The organism is Psychrobacillus sp. FSL H8-0487 (genome assembly GCF_038008385.1).
GTDB lineage: Bacteria > Bacillota > Bacilli > Bacillales_A > Planococcaceae > Psychrobacillus > Psychrobacillus psychrotolerans.
Genome location: NZ_JBBOZA010000001.1, coordinates 1,483,533 through 1,501,150, shown reverse-complemented (window position 1 = coordinate 1,501,150; position 17,618 = coordinate 1,483,533). Strand labels below are relative to the sequence as shown.

Sequence of the window (17,618 nt, the reverse complement as noted above, 5' to 3'; positions counted from 1 at the left end):
TAAGTTATATATGAACCTCGATTATCTGAAAAATCGAGATAGGTCCCCTTGTCGTAAAGAAGCTCTTTGTTGCCTTTGAGCTAAATGCATTTCTTCTTTTACAATTGCACGTAGTTCTCTGTCCGAAATCACTTGTCGAACATCTTTCGTAGTAATTGGACTATTTTTCATTTCAAAGATTTGTTTAATCCCAGCAATATTAACTCCTGTTTTTAGTAGATCCTTAATCTCCAAAAGTATATCTATATCATCCAATGAAAACATGCGTTGTTTACCTTCCGTCCGTGCAGGGTGAACCAGTTCTTGCTCTTCATAGTAACGAATTTGTCTAGCAGTCAAACCAGTCAGCTGCATAACAATATTCATCGAAAGTAATGGCATCGAGCGTCTCCATTCCTTTTCCATCACTGCACCTCCTAGTAGGTTATAAGATTATTATATGTTATGTTAGCTAACATGTCAACATCATGTCAGGAAAACTAACAATTATTTTTCAGAAAATTAAAACCACTCCCTGTTAATCGGAAATGGCTTCACTTTACTATCTGTTTAACGTTTGTACGGCCCCTAAAATAGCATATTTCACATGTTCATAGGTTAATCCACCTTGGATAAACGCTGTATAAGGTGGACGAATCGGTCCATCAGCTGTTAACTCCATACTAGAACCTTGTACAAATGTACCTGCCGCCATTATGACATCATCTGCATAACCAGGCATATAAGCCGGTTCAGGCATAAATTGAGCATTTACCGGAGAATGCATTTGTATTGCTTTGCAAAATTGAATCATTTGTTCAGCATTTTGAAAAGAGACCGATTGTATTAAATCGGTGCGCTGCTCGGCAAAATGGGGTTCCGTGTTCATTCCTACCTCCTCTAAAAGAGCTGAAGTGAAGATAGCTCCTTTGACTGCCTGAGATACGACATGTGGGGCAAGGAAGAATCCTTGATACATATCCATTAATGCATGTAAAGAAGCGCCTGCTTCCGCTCCTATACCAGGAGAAGTCATACGGTATGCACATTTAGTGACAAATTCTTCTTTACCCGCTATATAGCCACCAATTTTCGCTAGCCCACCACCTGGGTTTTTAATCAGAGAACCAGCCATTAGATCTGCCCCTACATCTGTAGGTTCCAACTCTTCTACAAATTCTCCATAACAATTGTCTACGAAAATTACTGCATCCTCTTTTATACTTCTAATTTCGATAACCATTTGCTTAATCTGATCTATTGTAAACGAAGGACGTACCGCATAGCCCTTCGAACGTTGAATAGCAATTACCTTAGTATTGCTTTTTACAGCATTTTTTACAGCATCCCAATTGATGTCCCCAGTTTCCAGTAAATCTATATGATTATACGATATACCAAAGTCAGCTAAAGACCCTGTATCCTCTTCTCCACCACTTACGATCGATTGTAACGTGTCGTAAGGTTTACCGGTTATATATAGCAATTCGTCCTGTGGTCTTAAGACGCCGAACAAACTAATAGAAATAGCATGTGTACCTGAAATAATTTGAGGGCGAACAAGCGCAGCCTCTGAACCAAATGTCGTTGCATACACTTTTTCTAATGTATCTCGTCCCTCATCATCATAGCCATATCCAAAGGATGGGTGAAAATGATGATCACTAACACCATGTGTCTTAAAGGCTTGAATTACTTTTTGTTGATTTAAAAAGGCAGTTTTTTCTACAAGCTTTTGATATGGCGCTACTTTGGATTCTACCTTCTCAGCAAGCTCTAATATTTCATTCGATAAAGTTGTTGTAAATGTCATGTTATATTCTCCTAATATTTATATTACAAATAGAAAAGACTAATCTCATAAATGAAATTAGCCCTTAGTTATTATCAAATATACCTTGGCCTATTTGAGCCCAGACTTTATCGAGCTCTATCGATAAAGTCCACTGTAATTTGATAAGTTAAGTTAGAACTGTAACTCTCCGTCCCAGTCCATCATACCACCAGCAATGTTCGTAACCTCATATCCGTTTTCCTCTAAAATCTCACAGGCCATTGCACTACGGCCACCTGCTTTACAAACTATGTAATGAGGAACTGATTTGTCGAGTTGATCCATGCTGTTTTCGATTTGACCTAAAGCGATATGTTTAGCTCCAGGAATAATCCCAGTTGCCACTTCATCACTTTCACGTACATCTATGACACTGATTTGCTCACCAGCATCTAATTTTTCTAAAAGTTGTTCTGTTGTAATAACATTCATTTTAAACTCTCCGCTTCTGTGATTTCTTCTATAAAATCATAATGGGAGCATAGCTATCTGTCAAACAATCCATATTATTCTTCTGTCAGTTTAACTGGTTTTGAAGGAGCAAATGTGGAAATTGCATGTTTGTAGATTAACTGTTGCTTTCCATCTGATTCAAACAGGACAGTGAAATTATCGTATGACTTAACTAACCCTTTTAGTTGGAAACCATTTAACAAAAATACTGTTACAAAAATGTCGTTTTTTCTAAGTTGATTTAAATATAAATCCTGAATATTTGTAGGTTTCATCCCAATACCCCCATTATACAATTTGCATGTTTAAACACACTACTATGTTAATATTCGCTTTTTTTATTCTTTTTCCTGCATAAACTCATTAATTTCTTTCAATATTTTTTTTGCATCCGTGAAAGGATTAAACCAATTAATAGCCATTTTATTTCGGAAATAGGTTAGTTGCCTTTTTGCATACCTTCTCGAGTTTTGCTTTAATTGTTCTATTGCATCTTCGAAGGAAACATCTCCGTCCAAATAAGCATATATTTCTTTATAGCCAATTGCCTGGATGGATTGCACATCTCTGATCCCTTTACTATGGAGCGTTTTCACTTCTTCTAGAAGCCCATTTTCCAACATTATATCTACTCGCTGATTGATACGATTATATAATTGCTCCCGATCTATGGATAGGCCAATAATATAATGATGATAAACCTTCTCATGGCCTTGGTTTTGCTCTATAGCATTCTTTTGTTTCCCTGTAAGCTCTACTCGTTCAATTGCCCGAATTACCCGTTGGACGTTATTCGGATGTATTTCCATTGCTGCTTCTGGATCCAGAGAATGCAAAAGGTCAAATAGATCATCAGGAGACATTTTTTCTAATTCGGCGAGTCTGTTTTCATCGCGATCCGGTTGTTCCGTAAATCTAAAGTCAAACAGAACCGACTGAATATATAGACCAGTTCCTCCTACTATTATCGGAAGTTTACCTCTTGCTGTAATTTCTTCAATTTTTCCTCGGACGAGGCTTTGGTACTCCGCTACAGAGAAACTCTCTTCTGGACTTTTAATATCTAGAAGATGATGAGGAATTCCCTCCATTTCTTCTTTTGTAACTTTTGCAGTTCCAATATCAAGCTCACGGTACACCTGCATGGAGTCGCCATTAATAATTTCTCCATTAAATGCTTTAGCCAATTCAATACTTAAAGCTGTTTTCCCAACAGCAGTTGGCCCGACTATAGCAATTACGTTTGTTCTATTTAGCATTATTCCAACATCCAATTTACAATTATTTCATATGTTTGAAGTTTGTTTACCTCTTTTAGTATTTCATGCCTTGCATCCTCTACCAAATGGACAGTAACTTTAGACATTCCGACTTTTTTATAGCCCTTTGCGACTTTAAATAAATCCTTGCCATCCTTACCAACAGGGTCCTTGATACCACTAATAATTAAAACAGGTAAATCTTTTTTTATATGATTATTTTTTTTGTCATCGTGGATTATTCTTAACCCATCAAATAGATCTATATAAAATCGGTTCGATGGTACGAAACCACATAGTGGATCTTCTATATATTTTTGTACTTCTGTTTCATCAGTTGTAAGCCAGTCAAATGGCGTCTTCGTATCTTGAATTTGTTTATTAAATCCTCCGAATGCCATACCATTTATCAAAGTCCCTTCAGATTTTGGGCTTTTAGCAGCGGATACAAGCTGAGCGACCACTTTACCGATTTCACTCATAACTCCAGGACTAAAAGTAGTACCTGAAAGGACCACTTTAGTTAAAGAGTCGCTATACTTTTGCATATATCTACGAGCTACAAACGACCCCATACTATGGCCAAATAGAATGAGCGGCATATCACCCAATTCCTCTCGCACATGCAATAACACTTCCCGAACATCTTCTGTTACACGCTCGAATCCTAACTTATCTGCAAAATAGCCAAATTCACCGTTTTTTTCAGCAGTTATGCCATGACCACGATGATCATGACCAGTAACAACAAAACCTTTACTCATTAAGAATGTTGCGAATTCATCATAACGACCGATATGCTCTACCATTCCATGCAGAAGATGGATATGAGCTATTGGGGGTGTATCAGGGGAAAACTTAACAATATGAATAAGATGATTATCTGACATTTTGCCTTCTAAGATAGTTTTCAGCTTAATCCCTGCTTTCTTTTAATGTAGCTTCGGTATAAAGTATTTCTAGTTGTTTATTAAACGCAGTCGTTTCTTCTTTAGAGTAATGCAATAATTGCTCCATCACTTTTACTACTTCTTCTTTATACTCTTTAAAATGCTGTATATCAAAATAGAGCATACCTGTTCTTCTTACTAAAAAGTCTACAGGAGAATATGCCATTTCTTCATGCACCGCGTAATAGATTTGAGCGACAAGCGATAAAGGCAAAGTTGAAGGGATAGTAGAAAGAATTTGTGCATACTGAAATACTTTATCGACATTCGTCCCATACATTTTAGCCAATTTTCTACCTTCTATACGAGATAGACCATAAGCTGGAGCCACTTCTTCCTTCTGAGTAAGAAAGGCTTCCCATTGCTCAGAGCCACCAATATCCCCACCGGATAATGATAAACGCTTAGTTACACATGGACCATATTTTTCATTTCCTAATTGTTTGGATATTTTATCTACTATTGTTTCTGCCATTTTCCGATATCCTGTTAGTTTACCTCCAGCTATTGTAAATAAGCCTGCCTCCGATTGCCAAATCTCATCTTTTCGAGAAATTTCGGATGGATCCTTTCCATCCTCATATATTAATGGACGAACCCCTGCCCAAGTAGACTCCACTTGATTTGCTGTAACGTGAACTAATGGAAACATAGCATGAATGGCTTCAATTAGATAATCGACATCTTCCGGCGTTGCTACAGGATGTCGAATATCACCTTCAAAGAATGTATCCGTAGTCCCTACATATGTTTTTCCATCTCTTGGGATAGCAAAAACCATTCGTTTATCAGGAGTATCAAAATAGACAGCTTGTTTAAGAGGGAAAACAGATTGATCGATAACCACATGAACACCTTTTGTGAGCTTCAGTTTTTTGTTATTTTCAATAGCATCTAAAGCACGAACTCCATCTACCCAAGGACCAGTAGCATTTACTATTTTTTTTGCATGAATCGAAATTCTTTTATTGCTTACTGTATCTACAATTTCCGCTCCAATTACCTGGTTATAGTCATCATAAATAAAGGAACGAGCTTTAGCATAGTTTAAGCACACTGCCCCTTTTTCCATTGCTTTTTTCATGACCTCAATGGTTAGTCGAGCATCGTCCGTACGATATTCAACATAATAACCTCCACCAAGTAAACCTTTACTTTTTAGGAGGGGTTCTTTTTCCAGAGCTTCATGGTCAGAAAGCATTAATCTTCTCTCATCTTTTTTGACACCAGCTAAATAATCATACATTTTCAACCCAGCTGATGTAGTGAGAGGACCAAATGTTCCTTTTTTATGAAAGGGCAGTAGCATCCATATAGGCTCCGTCACATGAACTGCATTTTCATACACTATTTCTCTTTCTTTGCCTACATCCGCAACCATTTTCACTTCTAATTGCTTTAAATATCGTAAACCACCATGCACAAGTTTTGTTGACCGACTAGAAGTTCCCGCAGCAAAATCCTGCATCTCTACTAACGCAACAGACATGCCTCGAGTAACGGCATCTAGCGCAATACCCGCGCCGGTTATACCTCCACCTATCACCAATAAGTCAAACTCATAATAATTTAAAGTATTCACTATTTGCTCGCGTTCTACAGAAGACTTCAATCATTCCACCTCTTCATCTGAAAGTTTGAAAATACGTGTTGCCTCAACTGCTTTTGTCCAGCCTCTATATAGTTGATCTCTTTTCTTCGTTTCCATTTTTGGCTTGTACTGCTTTTGACTTTCTCGCAAGTTAGTAAGTTCTTGTTCATTTTTCCAGAAGCCTGTAGCTAGACCCGCTAGGAAAGCCGCTCCTAACGCCGTGGTTTCATTAAGCTTGGCAAGTTCAACAGGCAAATTTAACATATCACTTTGGAACTGCATAAGAAACTCATTGCTTACTGCTCCACCATCAACTCGCAATGTCTCTACATCTACTCCAGAATCTTTTTCCATCGTATCAAGCACATCTTTTGTTTGATAAGCGAGGGATTCTATCGTCGCACGGATGAAATGCTCTTTAGTTGTTCCCCTAGTTAATCCGAAAATAGAGCCTCTCGCTTCAGAATCCCAATAAGGCGTTCCTAATCCTACAAATGCGGGAACAAAATAGACCCCGTCTGTGGATCCAACTTTTTTTGCATAAACTTCAGATTCAGGTGCACTTTTTATCATGCGAAGCCCATCTCGAAGCCACTGAATTGCAGAGCCAGCAACGAATACGCTACCTTCTAACGCGTAGGTTACTTTACCATTAATCCCCCACGCAATAGTTGTCAATAAACCAGACGGAGAGGCAACTGCTTCTTCTCCCGTATTTAAAAGCATAAAGCAGCCAGTGCCATATGTGTTTTTCGCCATGCCTTTGTCAAAACAGCATTGCCCAAAAAGCGCAGCCTGTTGATCTCCAGCAGCTCCTGCTATATCTATTTCTTTACCAAAGAAAACAGAAGGATCTGTCTGTGCATATACTTCAGATGATGAGGCAACCTTTGGAAGCATTTCCATAGGTATAGCAAGCTTCTCGCAAATCTCTGCATCCCATTGCTGATCATATATATTATAGAGCATTGTTCTGGAAGCATTGGAGTAGTCCGTAACATGGGCTTTTCCATTAGAGAGCTTCCAAATTAGCCATGTATCTATCGTTCCAAAAAGTAAATCGCCTGCTTCTGCTTGTTCTCTCGCACCATCCACATTATCCAGTATCCATTTTACCTTTGTTGCAGAAAAATACGGGTCCAATTTCAAGCCCGTCTTCTCTTGGAAAAACGTTTCTAAATCAGCCTTCTTCAATTCTTCAATGATGGATTGTGTTTGTCTCGATTGCCAAACAATCGCGTTGTATACCGGTCTTCCCGTGTGTTTGTTCCATACAACGGTCGTCTCCCGTTGGTTTGTAATTCCAATAGCATGAACGTCCTCTGGTTGGCTACCACTTTCCGTTAGAACAGCAGCTAATACGGATAATACAGATCCCCAGATTTCTTTTGCGTCATGCTCAACCCAACCAGATTTAGGAAAATATTGTTTAAATTCTCGTTGAGCAGAGTGAACAATATTGCCGAGCTCATCAAATAGTATTGCTCTAGAGCTTGTCGTTCCTTGATCGATCGATAATATATATTTTCCCATTTTGGCTTCCCCCTACATAACTCGTTTGAACATTTTCTCCACTTCATAAGTAGAAAAATGTATGATAACTGGTCTACCATGTGGACAAGTCAATGGATGCTTTGCATTTTTTAAGCTTTCAAGCAACTGCTCCATATCCCTCATCGTTAAATAATGATTTGCTTTGATAGAAAGCTTACAGCTCATCATAATTGCTGCATCTTCTCGCAGTTTTTTTATATCTGTTTTACGGTTATTCAATACTTGTTCGATTAGACCTTCAATAATCTTCGTTTCTTGACCTTTAGGGAACCATGTAGGATAATCTCTTACGACAAAGCTTGAAGAACCAAACTCCTCTAAAAATATCCCTACATTTATTAATTCATCCAAAGACTCTTTAATACGGTATGCCTCGTCCAAAGAATAGTGAAAAGTTAGCGGCAGCAACAGCGATTGTCGCTCATCTGCATTTACTTCCCCTATCTTCTCCTTGTAAAACTCATATTTAACCCGTTCTTGTGCAGCATGTTGATCTATCAAGTAAAAACCATCATCACTTTGGGCAACAATGTATGTTCCATGGATTTGACCTACTACATGTAAATCAGGAAATGGCTTCTTCTCTTCGATATTTTCAATTGGTTGGACTTCGAAGTCTGTAAGCGGATCTACTTCTTCATATATGATACTTGTCTGTTTTTCAGGTGAACTGTGAGCCTGGTCAAAATACACTCCATCATTGGCAGGTGTTATTGGATCCTTTTGAACTGGCTCATACGTCTGTTTAAAGAAATTGAATTGTACACTTGGTTGCTTTTTCTCAACTGGCTTCTCTATAATTTCTGGTGGTTTCTGCACTCGATGCATAATAGAACGGATTGTTATACGAACCAATTCCATTAGCTCTTTTTCTTTGCTTAGTCGAATTTGATGCTTGGCCGGATGAACATTGACATCGGTAAGAATTGGATCCATTTCAATATTTAGAACTACTATTGGATATCTACCTATCGGCAACAATGTATGGTAGCTATCTACTATCGCATTATTTATACCATAGTGCTTTACCCAACGACCGTTCACTAAAACCGTTATATAGTTTTTAGATGCTCTCGTTATTTCTGGCAATGTCGCAAAACCAGAAATACGAAAATCCGATGAATCATTGTCGAAAGCGACCATTTTTTTCACGTTAGATATTCCGTATATGGCAGCCAAAACTTGTTTTAAATCGCCTCTACCACTCGTCTGCATAATGGTTTGTTGATTGTGCGTAAGTTTAAAGGCAATCCCTGGATAACTGATTGCTAAGCGATTTATCAAATCTATTGAATGACCTAATTCCGTTTGAATCGTCTTCAAGTATTTTAAACGAGCTGGCGTATTGTAAAATAGTTGACTTACAACAATATCCGTTCCTCTCCGAATCGGACCTGGGGTATTAGATATTACCCTCCCACCTTCTAACTCTACTTTTGACCCAATATTTTCACCATTTGATGTCCATAAACTAATCTTAGATACAGAGGCTATACTAGCAAGTGCCTCTCCCCGAAAACCTAATGAACGGATTCTAAAAAGGTCATGCTCTGTAGTTATTTTAGAGGTCGCATGTCTAGAAAATGATTTTAGCGCATCATCTGCGTCCATCCCCTTACCATTATCGGTAACTTGAATTTTAGACAGTCCTGCTTCTTCCAGCGTAATTTCAATAGAAGTACTATCAGCATCTATGGCATTTTCAACTAATTCTTTTACAACAGAAGCTGGTCTTTCCACCACTTCACCGGCTGCAATTTTGTTGGACAGCAATTCGTCCATTACAATGATTTGTCCCATTTCATTCACCTACTTTTGGGTTATTCTAGCTCTTTTTGTAGCTCGTATAAAAGTTGTAACGCTTCTAATGGAGTAGTACCCGATATATTGACTTTCTTTAACTTTTTCATAATTTTATCTGTCGCTTTATTTTCTGGGATAGTAACTAGTTCTTTACGTATCTTTGGTTGCTCATCAAAAAATGATAATTGCGTTTCGCTTACATTTACAGCACTTTCTCCCTTTTCTTCCTGATCTTCAAAAGTTGCTAAAATCTCACGGGCGCGGCAAATAATTTGTTCTGGTAGTTGCGCCAACTCAGCTACGTGAATACCGTAACTCTTATCCGCTGGGCCATCTTTTAACTTATGTAGAAAGACAACTTTGCCATCTTTTTCTGTTGCTGAAACATGAACATTTCGAAGCTTCGATAACGATTCTTCTAACTCAGTCAGTTCATGATAATGTGTAGAAAATAGCGTATTAGCACCTATATTTTCATGAATATATTCCATCATTGCCTGAGCTAAGCTCATGCCATCATATGTGGAAGTACCGCGCCCAATCTCATCAAACAAAAGCAAGCTCTTATTTGTTGCATTCATAATAGCATGCTGTGATTCCATCATTTCAATCATAAATGTACTTTGGCCACCCGCCAAATCATCCGCAGCTCCAATACGAGTAAATATTTTATCGACAATTGGTAACTTTGCAGATTCTGCAGGTACATAGCACCCTATTTGCGCCATCACCGTTGTAATCGCGATTTGTCTCATAAAAGTACTTTTACCCGACATATTTGGTCCGGTGATCAACAGCATATTGGTCTCTTCCGTAAGTACACAATCATTCGGTACATATAGCTGATTGTTCATCATTTTCTCAACAACTGGATGTCTACCTTCTTTAATGATCATGGCATTAGAATCATGAAACACAGGCTTTGTTAAACGATGGTCCTCTGCCACTTGAGCAAATGATATAAAGACATCTAGCTCACTAATTTGTTTTGCCAATTTCTGAACAAGCGGTATATATGTTTTAATTTCTTCCCTAACTTGGGTAAATAGTTCATATTCAAGTACTAGGCTTTCATCTTCTGCAGATAAAATAAGAGATTCTTTTTCTTTCAGTTCATCTGTTATATATCTTTCAGCGTTCGCAAGCGTTTGTTTTCGAACATATCTAGACTCATCTGCTAAATGAATATACGATTTAGTTAACTCAATATAGTAGCCAAAAATACGGTTATATCCTATTTTTAGATTTTTGGCACCTGTAATTTCTCTTTCTCTTTGCTCTAATGCGGCAATCCATTTTTTACCGTTAACGGAAGCATCGCGAAGTTGGTCCAGTCGTTCATGGTAACCGTTATTAATCACTCCACCGTCTTTTACGGCAATCGGAGGATTTTCACTGATTGCTTCTTGTAACTTTCTCCAAATAACTTCACAATCCTCTAAAGCAGCTCCAAGTTTTTGCAACACCATATCTTCCGATTCACTGAGTAGTTGCTTTATAATTGGCACCTTTGAAAGAGATTGTCTTAACTGCGCAAGGTCCCTTCCTCCAGCACTTCCAAATCCAATTCTTCCTACAAGTCTTTCTAAATCATATACTTCCTTAAAAGCCTCTTTAATCTCCTCACGAAGCATAAAGTCATTTAGAAAACTTGTCACTATTTCTTGACGTGCTTCAATCGATTGTTTGTTTGCAAGTGGCTGATGAATCCATTGCTTTAACTTTCGGCCTCCCATTGCCGTTACCGTTTCATCTAGTAGCCATAATAACGTCCCTTTTTGGTCACCACTTCGGATAGATGATATTAGCTCTAGATTCCGTTTGGAATGGTAGTCCATTGCCAAAAAGGATTCTCTTTGCTGAAACGTGAAAGGCTGAATATGTAAAAGAGATTGTTTTTGTGTTTTTTGAATGTATTGTAAAAGTCTTTTTACTGTTTGATGCGTTTGTTTAGGATGATTCGGAATGTACTTTTGAATCGCTTCATCTGTTAACTCCTCTTTTTCAATCGAAACCGTAAAATCATGGATTGTTGATAAATCATTAATCAGTACATACATTTGTTCACTGACGATTAGTTCTTTTGCTTGGATGGAGAGTAGTTCCTGTACGACCTCTTTTTCATCACCAGAAAGAATAGTCGTAAAACCATCACCTGTCGAAACATCCAAATAAGCAAAAGCAACTTCGTTTGATGCAAGTAAGTCAGCAGAAGCAATAAAATAGTTAGACTTGGTTTGCATTGCTTTTCCTTCTATAAGCGTCCCTGGTGTAACAAGACGTACAACTTCTCTTTTCACAACACCCTTTGCATGCTTTGGATCTTCTACCTGCTCACAAATAGCGACCTTATATCCTTTACTTATAAGTGTTTCAATATATCCTTGCGCAGAATGATGAGGAACGCCACACATCGGAATATTGTCCTTCCTACTGGTCAATGTAATTTCTAAAATCGCGGCAGCTTTAATAGCATCATCATGAAACAATTCATAAAAATCACCTAAACGAAAAAATAAAAACGCATCTATGTGGTCTTCTTTAATTTTTAAGTATTGTTGCATCATTGGAGTCTGTGTAGTCATTTAAATCCTTCTCTCTTCTTTACTAATATAATGATTATACCAAAAAACAATGAAAAATGAGGGAGTTGGAAGAATCAATGAAAGGATTCATCTATTCATGACGAATAAAATGAACCCTGAATAAGTAACCTAATCAGGGTTCAAATAGTCTGTTACTTTTTAATTGGATTTTTCTTAAATGACTCTTTGTCAGCACGCTTGAATTCTTTTGGATATATAACTTCTTGCATCGATGATAATCCGTTATCTTTTAGTTTGAACTTTTCATGTGGTTGCTTACGTTCTTTCATTGAGAACACTCCTCTCGTTTTTAATCTTTGTTAGTTTTTCCTTTATCACGAGAGATATTCAGTGTTTTATAATGGAATGAACTTTATAAGCACTTCCAAAAATTTCTTTACTACATGCCTGCATATTTTCATTTGAAAATGGTATTTATAAAGCTAACGAGAGAAAAATAATACAGTGCTTAAATTATTTTTCGTCAAAAAAAAGCCGGTAGTAATAGCCGGCTTGTTAAATGGACGAAGAATCATCCACTTCTTTAGAGGAGCCTGTGGAACTCGAACTAGAGGAACTGGAAGATGAACTAGATGAACTTTCTTCTCCATATGCCCATTCTTCTTCAAATTCCGCTTCATGTACTTGAATACAAATAGTTGTTTCCCCAACGACCTCAACAAGTATCTCTCTTTCTACTGTTACTTGGAATTGTGTACCACCTGAAATAATAATAGCCTCTGTACAGTTTGGTTGTTGCAGCACACGTACATGTACTTCTTCTCCCGTAGTGTCTTTATCGCGATAATGTAGTTTAATGCGATCTTTATAATTGATTGTTTCCGTGAATACGGACGTTTTGGAATGGTCATGGTGCGCATACCAAACGTTAATATCAAATTTCCCAGTTACTTCTACATATCTTCCGTGTTTTTTAGACGAACATGTGTGATTAATAACCCAGCAACCTAAAATACTCGATGGTGTATTCGGTGGACGAAGCACTTCACAGGATTCTGTTCTCTTTTTACCTTTCGCAACAACAGCTTTCGTCACAATATGGCGCATGTGTTTCATTTTTTTCCTCCTTGTAATCAAGTCATAACATCATATGCGCCCATCGCCCAATCGGTTCATCTTGTTACAAATGTTATGTAGAATAAAAAGAGGAAAACCATCATTAACTCACTTTTTGTCACATCATACGTCTATTCAATTGTTATTTTAGGCCAATTTGACTGCCAGTTTTTCCCCTGAATACGTTGCTCAAATACTACCATAAGATTTTTATCTTCTGCAAAGTGAGGGACTGGTTTCACATGTAGCTTCAGAATGTCCGCTACCCCATATGGAGCTACGAGCGCTATATCATTTTGTCCAATTAATTTCACTCCAATGGCAGTCACCGTTTCAGGAAAATTGGCTATTCCCTCCGCTGAAGAATGATAAGGCGGCAAATTATTGATCTTGTGCATTCTCGCCTGATTTTTTACTGACCAAGGAATTGTTGGCATTAGTTTACGTAATTGATCCTCCCACTTTTTTTCCTCTGATTCTTCCTTATTGTTAGCATCAAAATAAATTACATCGATATCTTCTAAAGGCGTTCTTTCTATATAGCCATGTAATGCATCCCAGATTTTGGACCGAACAAATCCCGCGCATATCCACCAGTCTGGAAGGTCTAGTCGTTGAGTTGCTCTTAATATATCCATCATCCATTTATCTTCTAGTATTAAATTTTTTATATCTTCTGTTGTTTGCAAAGCCCTAACCTCCCTCGTTGTTACCCTCTTGAGAACATTAATTTCCAACCTATGATAATACTTATAAACAGAATGACCGCATATATCGGTAAACCATAAGGAATGAGCAAAATAAATGCATGTATCGCTGCCATAACCCCAACTAGGAACATGCTGCCGAAAACTTTGATGAAGCCATTAGTTTGCGTATGCTCATGTGAGCTTATGAAAGGGAACTTCCCTTTACTAAAAATCCCATAGGATACGAGTGTTAGAACGATTGTAGCTAGTAGAACAACCACTAAGTCCAAAAAAATTCGGAAAGAAAAAATCCAGAGAAATATTACACTTAAAATCGCTAAAATAGGTATGAAATAATTCATGATACTCGCTTTTAAAGTTGCACTATATACAAGTGCTTTATTTTTGATAGGAGCTGCATAAAAAATCCATTGCCCTTTATAGTTACCAGAGTACTCTAGCATTTGCACAACGGATGGAATCATTATTAAAGAAAAATAGATGACCATAAAAGAACTTCCACTTCTCATTTCCTCAAATGAACTAGAGCTTATCGTATTGAATAAAAAGATAAAAGGAAAAATAATCGCAAATCCTAACAAAGGAAATATTTTGAGCTTTAGTTCTCTTTCTTCTTTTAACAGTAGAGTGGCAAACTTATAAAAAGTCCGTTCCTCTTTGGTTCTACAAAGAATTCTTGCCCAAACTCCTTGTAATTGACGGTTTCGCTTTTTCGTTCTGTTAGCATCACTTTGTAATTTAGAAAGATTTCTTTCAAAGGACGGCATTAAACGTATATATAGTGCTATTGCAAGAAATGGAGCTAGAATAGCAAACAGCGATAAGATAATAATCGGAACGGAAAAATCTTTATTTAAGATTAATTCGAAGGGGGCGGCAAACCAAAATGGCGGGAGGAACATATGCCACCATGTAAAAGTATACGTAATGTCAATATTAACTATTTGAAACACACGACCCACTAATTGATAACTAATCGCCATGCCAATCGCCAGGAAAATTTGCACGTAGTTAATAACATCCTTTAACATTTCCCCACTGAAGAAACGTAGGATAAATAGATATACAAAGGCAGTCAATACTACAGACAAACTGCTAACCAATAATATTTCAAATAAAAACAGGAGCGCAAATATAATACCAAACTTAAAGACACTGACAATGAGAGGAATAATTACAAACGAACCAGTTAAAAGAACCATATATATCATAATATGAGTAATCTTCGCTGCATTTAAAGTCTTTGCGCTAATAGGTTTCGGATGAAGAATATTTTTGTCTCGTATATCTAGTAGAACAGCAGAAAAATCAGAAACCATCGATGTCATTAAAATGATAAATAACGAGCTAAACATGATAGTAAGTGAGAACAGAAACTCATTGCCTAAAAATAGAAAAGGAACTAAAAAGAGAACACCAAATAACCCATACATCCATAAGGATTTAAGAAACTGATTTCCTTCTTTTTTCACATTAGAACCACTAAAAATTGCTTGCATTCTTCTACTATCCATCGTCAGCTTTAGCTGTAAGATCAAACGCATCACATCATAGTCTATATTCAACCTTTGAAAAACGGACCTAAAGCGATCTAGAATTCTCAGTGACGCAAAATCATTCATCTTTCCTGCCTCCACGAACTAAATTCACAAATCGCTCTGCAATTTCCTCATGCTCAGTAAAACCAGTCAACTGATTGAAGATGTCTTCTAAAGAACCTTCCTGGTTTTGCATTTTCAACTCTTCAAAAGATCCATCTGCCACAACTTGACCATCTACTAATAGTACAATGCGATTACTAATTTTCTCAACGACATCCATAATATGTGAAGAATAAAAAATAGTCTTCCCTTGTTCTGCAAGCTTTGCTAGTATTTCCTTAATAACCATGACACTGTTTGCATCTAGACCACTTAACGGTTCATCAAAAAACAATAAATCTGGGTTATGTAGCAAACTAGATATGATTAATACCTTCTGTTTCATCCCTTTGGAAAAGGAGGAAATTCGTTGATGAAAAACAGCCTCTAAACCAAATTCCTTCATCAATCCGAAAGCCTTTACCTCCGCCTCTTTACTGCTTAATCCATAAAGTTCGCCAGTGAAGGTGAGATATTCAAAAGCAGTTAGATTTTCATAGAGCTCGGCTGTCTCCGGCACGTAGCCAATGCGTTTTTTATAGGAATAATCACCTTTAATAATATTTTCTCCGAAAATTTCAATAAGCCCTGTGTAGCCATCTATTAGACCAAGCATTAGTTTGACAGTTGTACTTTTCCCTGCTCCATTTGGTCCGATATAGCCAATAATTTGACCTTCATATACATCTAAATTGACACCTTTTAATACTTGTTTGTGTCCAAAACTCTTTGAAACACCATTCAGTGACAACACTTTTTTAGTATTCATCATACTCCCCCTCTGTATATATCATTCTCAAATTCTAAATATTTACATATTCATATTATCATATCAATACTCTCAATATTCCATTATTTTGATATAGAGAAAATTCTTTCTAATTCTAACTATTGAACTTCAAGGACAAAGAGTGTAGCATTTTCTAAAGTTGGACTACATAATCTCGTAAGGAGAGAAGATATTTGTTAACTACTAATGAAATGAATAAAAAGGCTTTTATTTTATTGATAATTGGAATTGTTTTCATCTCCACCACTCTACGTGCACCGCTTACCGCCGTTGGACCAATTATCTCGTATATACGAGATGGACTAGACATTTCCAATGTCCTTGCAGGATTTATCACAACGATTCCTCTGCTAGCTTTTGCTATTGTCTCTCCCTTTGTCCCAAAGATTGCGCGACGACTTGGGATGGAAATGACACTATTTCTAGCTATTCTATTGTTGGCAATAGGAATTATTATTCGTTCGCTCGGAACGCCCTTTCTTTTACTTTTAGGTACTGCGCTTATAGGTGTTGCTATAGCATTTGGAAATGTACTACTTCCAAGTTTTATAAAGCTAAAATTTCCTTTACAGCTTGGACTTATGACTGGAGTATTCACTGTTTCTATGAACTTATCTGCGGGTATTGGTGCAGGTATCAGCTATCCAATAGCAGATGGAACATCTTATGGTTGGCAAGGTGCGCTCGGATTTTGGGCTATTCTTGCAATAATTGCATGTATTATTTGGTTACCTCAGGTCAAGAAAAAACAAGAAATAGATGTCGTGCCCTCTTCAACTAATGTAGAAAAAGCCAAGTCAATATTAAAATCACCTCTAACATGGACAATTACTTTATGCATGGGTTTACAATCACTCATATTTTATACAACTGCAGCATGGATTCCTGAAATATTGCAAACCCAAGGAATGGAGGCCGAAAAATCCGGCTGGATGCTGTCCATTATGCAATTTGCACAACTTCCAATGACTTTTCTTATCCCAATTCTTGCGGGTCGATTTAAGGATCAGCGAATATTAGTTTTGGTATTTACGATTTTCTATTTAATAGGCTTCACTGGACTGTTATATGGGGATATCTCACTGACACTTCTATGGATGGTTGCACTAGGCTTAGGTGGTGGGGCATCATTCGGACTGGTCATGATGTTCTTTTCTCTTCGTTCGCGTACCCCTATGGGAGCAGCAGATTTATCGGGTGTTGCGCAGTCATTTGGTTATTTACTTGCAGCAGTCGGTCCTGTATTTTTTGGATTTATCCATGATGCAACGGGTAGCTGGGAGATTCCTAAAATACTATTTATCGTAACTGTTATTCTTCTTTTCTTTGCTGGAATGCATGCAGGAAGAGATCGTTTTGTTTCGGAGGAAGTCTAAAGAACAAATTAAATTTA

Annotated in this window: 16 protein-coding genes; 1 reads left to right on the top strand and 15 read right to left on the bottom strand. The window is 37.3% G+C overall.

Features of this window, described 5'->3' with window-relative positions; genetic code table 11:
* Window positions 1-21 precede the first annotated feature (21 nt).
* The 15 genes from MHI47_RS07365 to MHI47_RS07295 form a co-directional block, all read right to left on the bottom strand.
* The gene (locus MHI47_RS07365; protein ID WP_093534879.1) at window positions 22-405 is read right to left on the bottom strand and encodes a MerR family transcriptional regulator; all 384 of its coding nucleotides are present in this window, start codon (window positions 403-405) and stop codon (window positions 22-24) included.
* A gap of 136 nt (window positions 406-541) precedes the next feature.
* A complete protein-coding gene (locus tag MHI47_RS07360) occupies window positions 542-1,792 on the bottom strand; it encodes a methionine gamma-lyase family protein (protein ID WP_340830277.1) in 1,251 nt (416 codons plus the stop codon).
* A 153-nt stretch (window positions 1,793-1,945) separates the two neighbouring features.
* A complete protein-coding gene (locus MHI47_RS07355) occupies window positions 1,946-2,245 on the bottom strand; it encodes a rhodanese-like domain-containing protein (RefSeq protein WP_093534883.1) in 300 nt (99 codons plus the stop codon).
* Between the two features lie 74 nt (window positions 2,246-2,319).
* Window positions 2,320-2,541 (bottom strand): RNA chaperone Hfq, encoded by a 222-nt coding sequence (gene hfq, locus MHI47_RS07350; protein WP_093534885.1) that lies wholly within the window; start codon window positions 2,539-2,541, stop codon window positions 2,320-2,322.
* Between the two features lie 63 nt (window positions 2,542-2,604).
* Window positions 2,605-3,525: a tRNA (adenosine(37)-N6)-dimethylallyltransferase MiaA gene (miaA, locus tag MHI47_RS07345; protein ID WP_340830276.1), complete on the bottom strand. Its 921-nt coding sequence runs from the start codon at window positions 3,523-3,525 to the stop codon at window positions 2,605-2,607.
* Complete coding sequence (locus MHI47_RS07340; RefSeq protein WP_340830275.1) at window positions 3,525-4,415, bottom strand: alpha/beta fold hydrolase; 891 nt, start codon at window positions 4,413-4,415, stop codon at window positions 3,525-3,527. The genes miaA and MHI47_RS07340 overlap by 1 nt, the downstream gene beginning before the upstream one ends.
* Window positions 4,416-4,440: 25 nt before the next feature.
* Entirely contained in the window at window positions 4,441-6,087 is a 1,647-nt protein-coding gene (locus MHI47_RS07335) for a glycerol-3-phosphate dehydrogenase/oxidase (RefSeq protein ID WP_340830273.1), read from the bottom strand.
* Complete coding sequence (gene glpK / locus MHI47_RS07330) at window positions 6,088-7,599, bottom strand: glycerol kinase GlpK (protein WP_340762028.1); 1,512 nt, start codon at window positions 7,597-7,599, stop codon at window positions 6,088-6,090.
* 12 nt (window positions 7,600-7,611) lie between these two features.
* Entirely contained in the window at window positions 7,612-9,420 is a 1,809-nt protein-coding gene (gene mutL, locus MHI47_RS07325; RefSeq protein WP_340762027.1) for a DNA mismatch repair endonuclease MutL, read from the bottom strand.
* Between the two features lie 20 nt (window positions 9,421-9,440).
* Window positions 9,441-12,008 carry a DNA mismatch repair protein MutS gene (gene mutS, locus MHI47_RS07320; RefSeq protein ID WP_340830272.1) on the bottom strand — a complete coding sequence of 856 codons (2,568 nt, stop codon included), beginning with the start codon at window positions 12,006-12,008 and terminating at the stop codon, window positions 9,441-9,443.
* Window positions 12,009-12,160: 152 nt separating this feature from the next.
* Window positions 12,161-12,298 (bottom strand): YfhE family protein, encoded by a 138-nt coding sequence (locus tag MHI47_RS07315; RefSeq protein ID WP_340762025.1) that lies wholly within the window; start codon window positions 12,296-12,298, stop codon window positions 12,161-12,163.
* Window positions 12,299-12,524: 226 nt separating this feature from the next.
* Window positions 12,525-13,085, bottom strand: a complete 561-nt coding sequence (gene cotE / locus MHI47_RS07310; protein ID WP_093534899.1) for an outer spore coat protein CotE — start codon at window positions 13,083-13,085, stop codon at window positions 12,525-12,527.
* A gap of 131 nt (window positions 13,086-13,216) precedes the next feature.
* Window positions 13,217-13,726 (bottom strand): nucleotidyltransferase family protein, encoded by a 510-nt coding sequence (locus tag MHI47_RS07305; RefSeq protein WP_340832014.1) that lies wholly within the window; start codon window positions 13,724-13,726, stop codon window positions 13,217-13,219.
* A gap of 68 nt (window positions 13,727-13,794) precedes the next feature.
* Window positions 13,795-15,417, bottom strand: coding sequence for a hypothetical protein (locus MHI47_RS07300; RefSeq protein ID WP_340830271.1), 1,623 nt, complete (start codon window positions 15,415-15,417; stop codon window positions 13,795-13,797).
* Window positions 15,410-16,204: an ABC transporter ATP-binding protein gene (locus MHI47_RS07295; protein WP_093534903.1), complete on the bottom strand. Its 795-nt coding sequence runs from the start codon at window positions 16,202-16,204 to the stop codon at window positions 15,410-15,412. Before MHI47_RS07295 ends, MHI47_RS07300 begins: the two co-directional genes overlap by 8 nt.
* A gap of 194 nt (window positions 16,205-16,398) precedes the next feature.
* On the opposite strand from MHI47_RS07295, the gene MHI47_RS07290 reads away from it, so the two are divergent.
* Window positions 16,399-17,601: a CynX/NimT family MFS transporter gene (locus tag MHI47_RS07290; protein ID WP_340830269.1), complete on the top strand. Its 1,203-nt coding sequence runs from the start codon at window positions 16,399-16,401 to the stop codon at window positions 17,599-17,601.
* Window positions 17,602-17,618 lie beyond the last annotated feature (17 nt).

Coding starts and splice junctions, on each gene's coding strand:
- MHI47_RS07365 (WP_093534879.1), bottom strand. CDS start 405: ATGGAAAAGGAATGGAGACGCTCGATGCCATTACTTTCGATGAATATT.
- MHI47_RS07360 (WP_340830277.1), bottom strand. CDS start 1,792: ATGACATTTACAACAACTTTATCGAATGAAATATTAGAGCTTGCTGAG.
- MHI47_RS07355 (WP_093534883.1), bottom strand. CDS start 2,245: ATGAATGTTATTACAACAGAACAACTTTTAGAAAAATTAGATGCTGGT.
- hfq (WP_093534885.1), bottom strand. CDS start 2,541: ATGAAACCTACAAATATTCAGGATTTATATTTAAATCAACTTAGAAAA.
- miaA (WP_340830276.1), bottom strand. CDS start 3,525: ATGCTAAATAGAACAAACGTAATTGCTATAGTCGGGCCAACTGCTGTT.
- MHI47_RS07340 (WP_340830275.1), bottom strand. CDS start 4,415: ATGTCAGATAATCATCTTATTCATATTGTTAAGTTTTCCCCTGATACA.
- glpK (WP_340762028.1), bottom strand. CDS start 7,599: ATGGGAAAATATATATTATCGATCGATCAAGGAACGACAAGCTCTAGA.
- mutL (WP_340762027.1), bottom strand. CDS start 9,420: ATGGGACAAATCATTGTAATGGACGAATTGCTGTCCAACAAAATTGCA.
- mutS (WP_340830272.1), bottom strand. CDS start 12,008: ATGACTACACAGACTCCAATGATGCAACAATACTTAAAAATTAAAGAA.
- MHI47_RS07315 (WP_340762025.1), bottom strand. CDS start 12,298: ATGAAAGAACGTAAGCAACCACATGAAAAGTTCAAACTAAAAGATAAC.
- cotE (WP_093534899.1), bottom strand. CDS start 13,085: ATGAAACACATGCGCCATATTGTGACGAAAGCTGTTGTTGCGAAAGGT.
- MHI47_RS07305 (WP_340832014.1), bottom strand. CDS start 13,726: ATGATGGATATATTAAGAGCAACTCAACGACTAGACCTTCCAGACTGG.
- MHI47_RS07300 (WP_340830271.1), bottom strand. CDS start 15,417: ATGAATGATTTTGCGTCACTGAGAATTCTAGATCGCTTTAGGTCCGTT.
- MHI47_RS07295 (WP_093534903.1), bottom strand. CDS start 16,204: ATGAATACTAAAAAAGTGTTGTCACTGAATGGTGTTTCAAAGAGTTTT.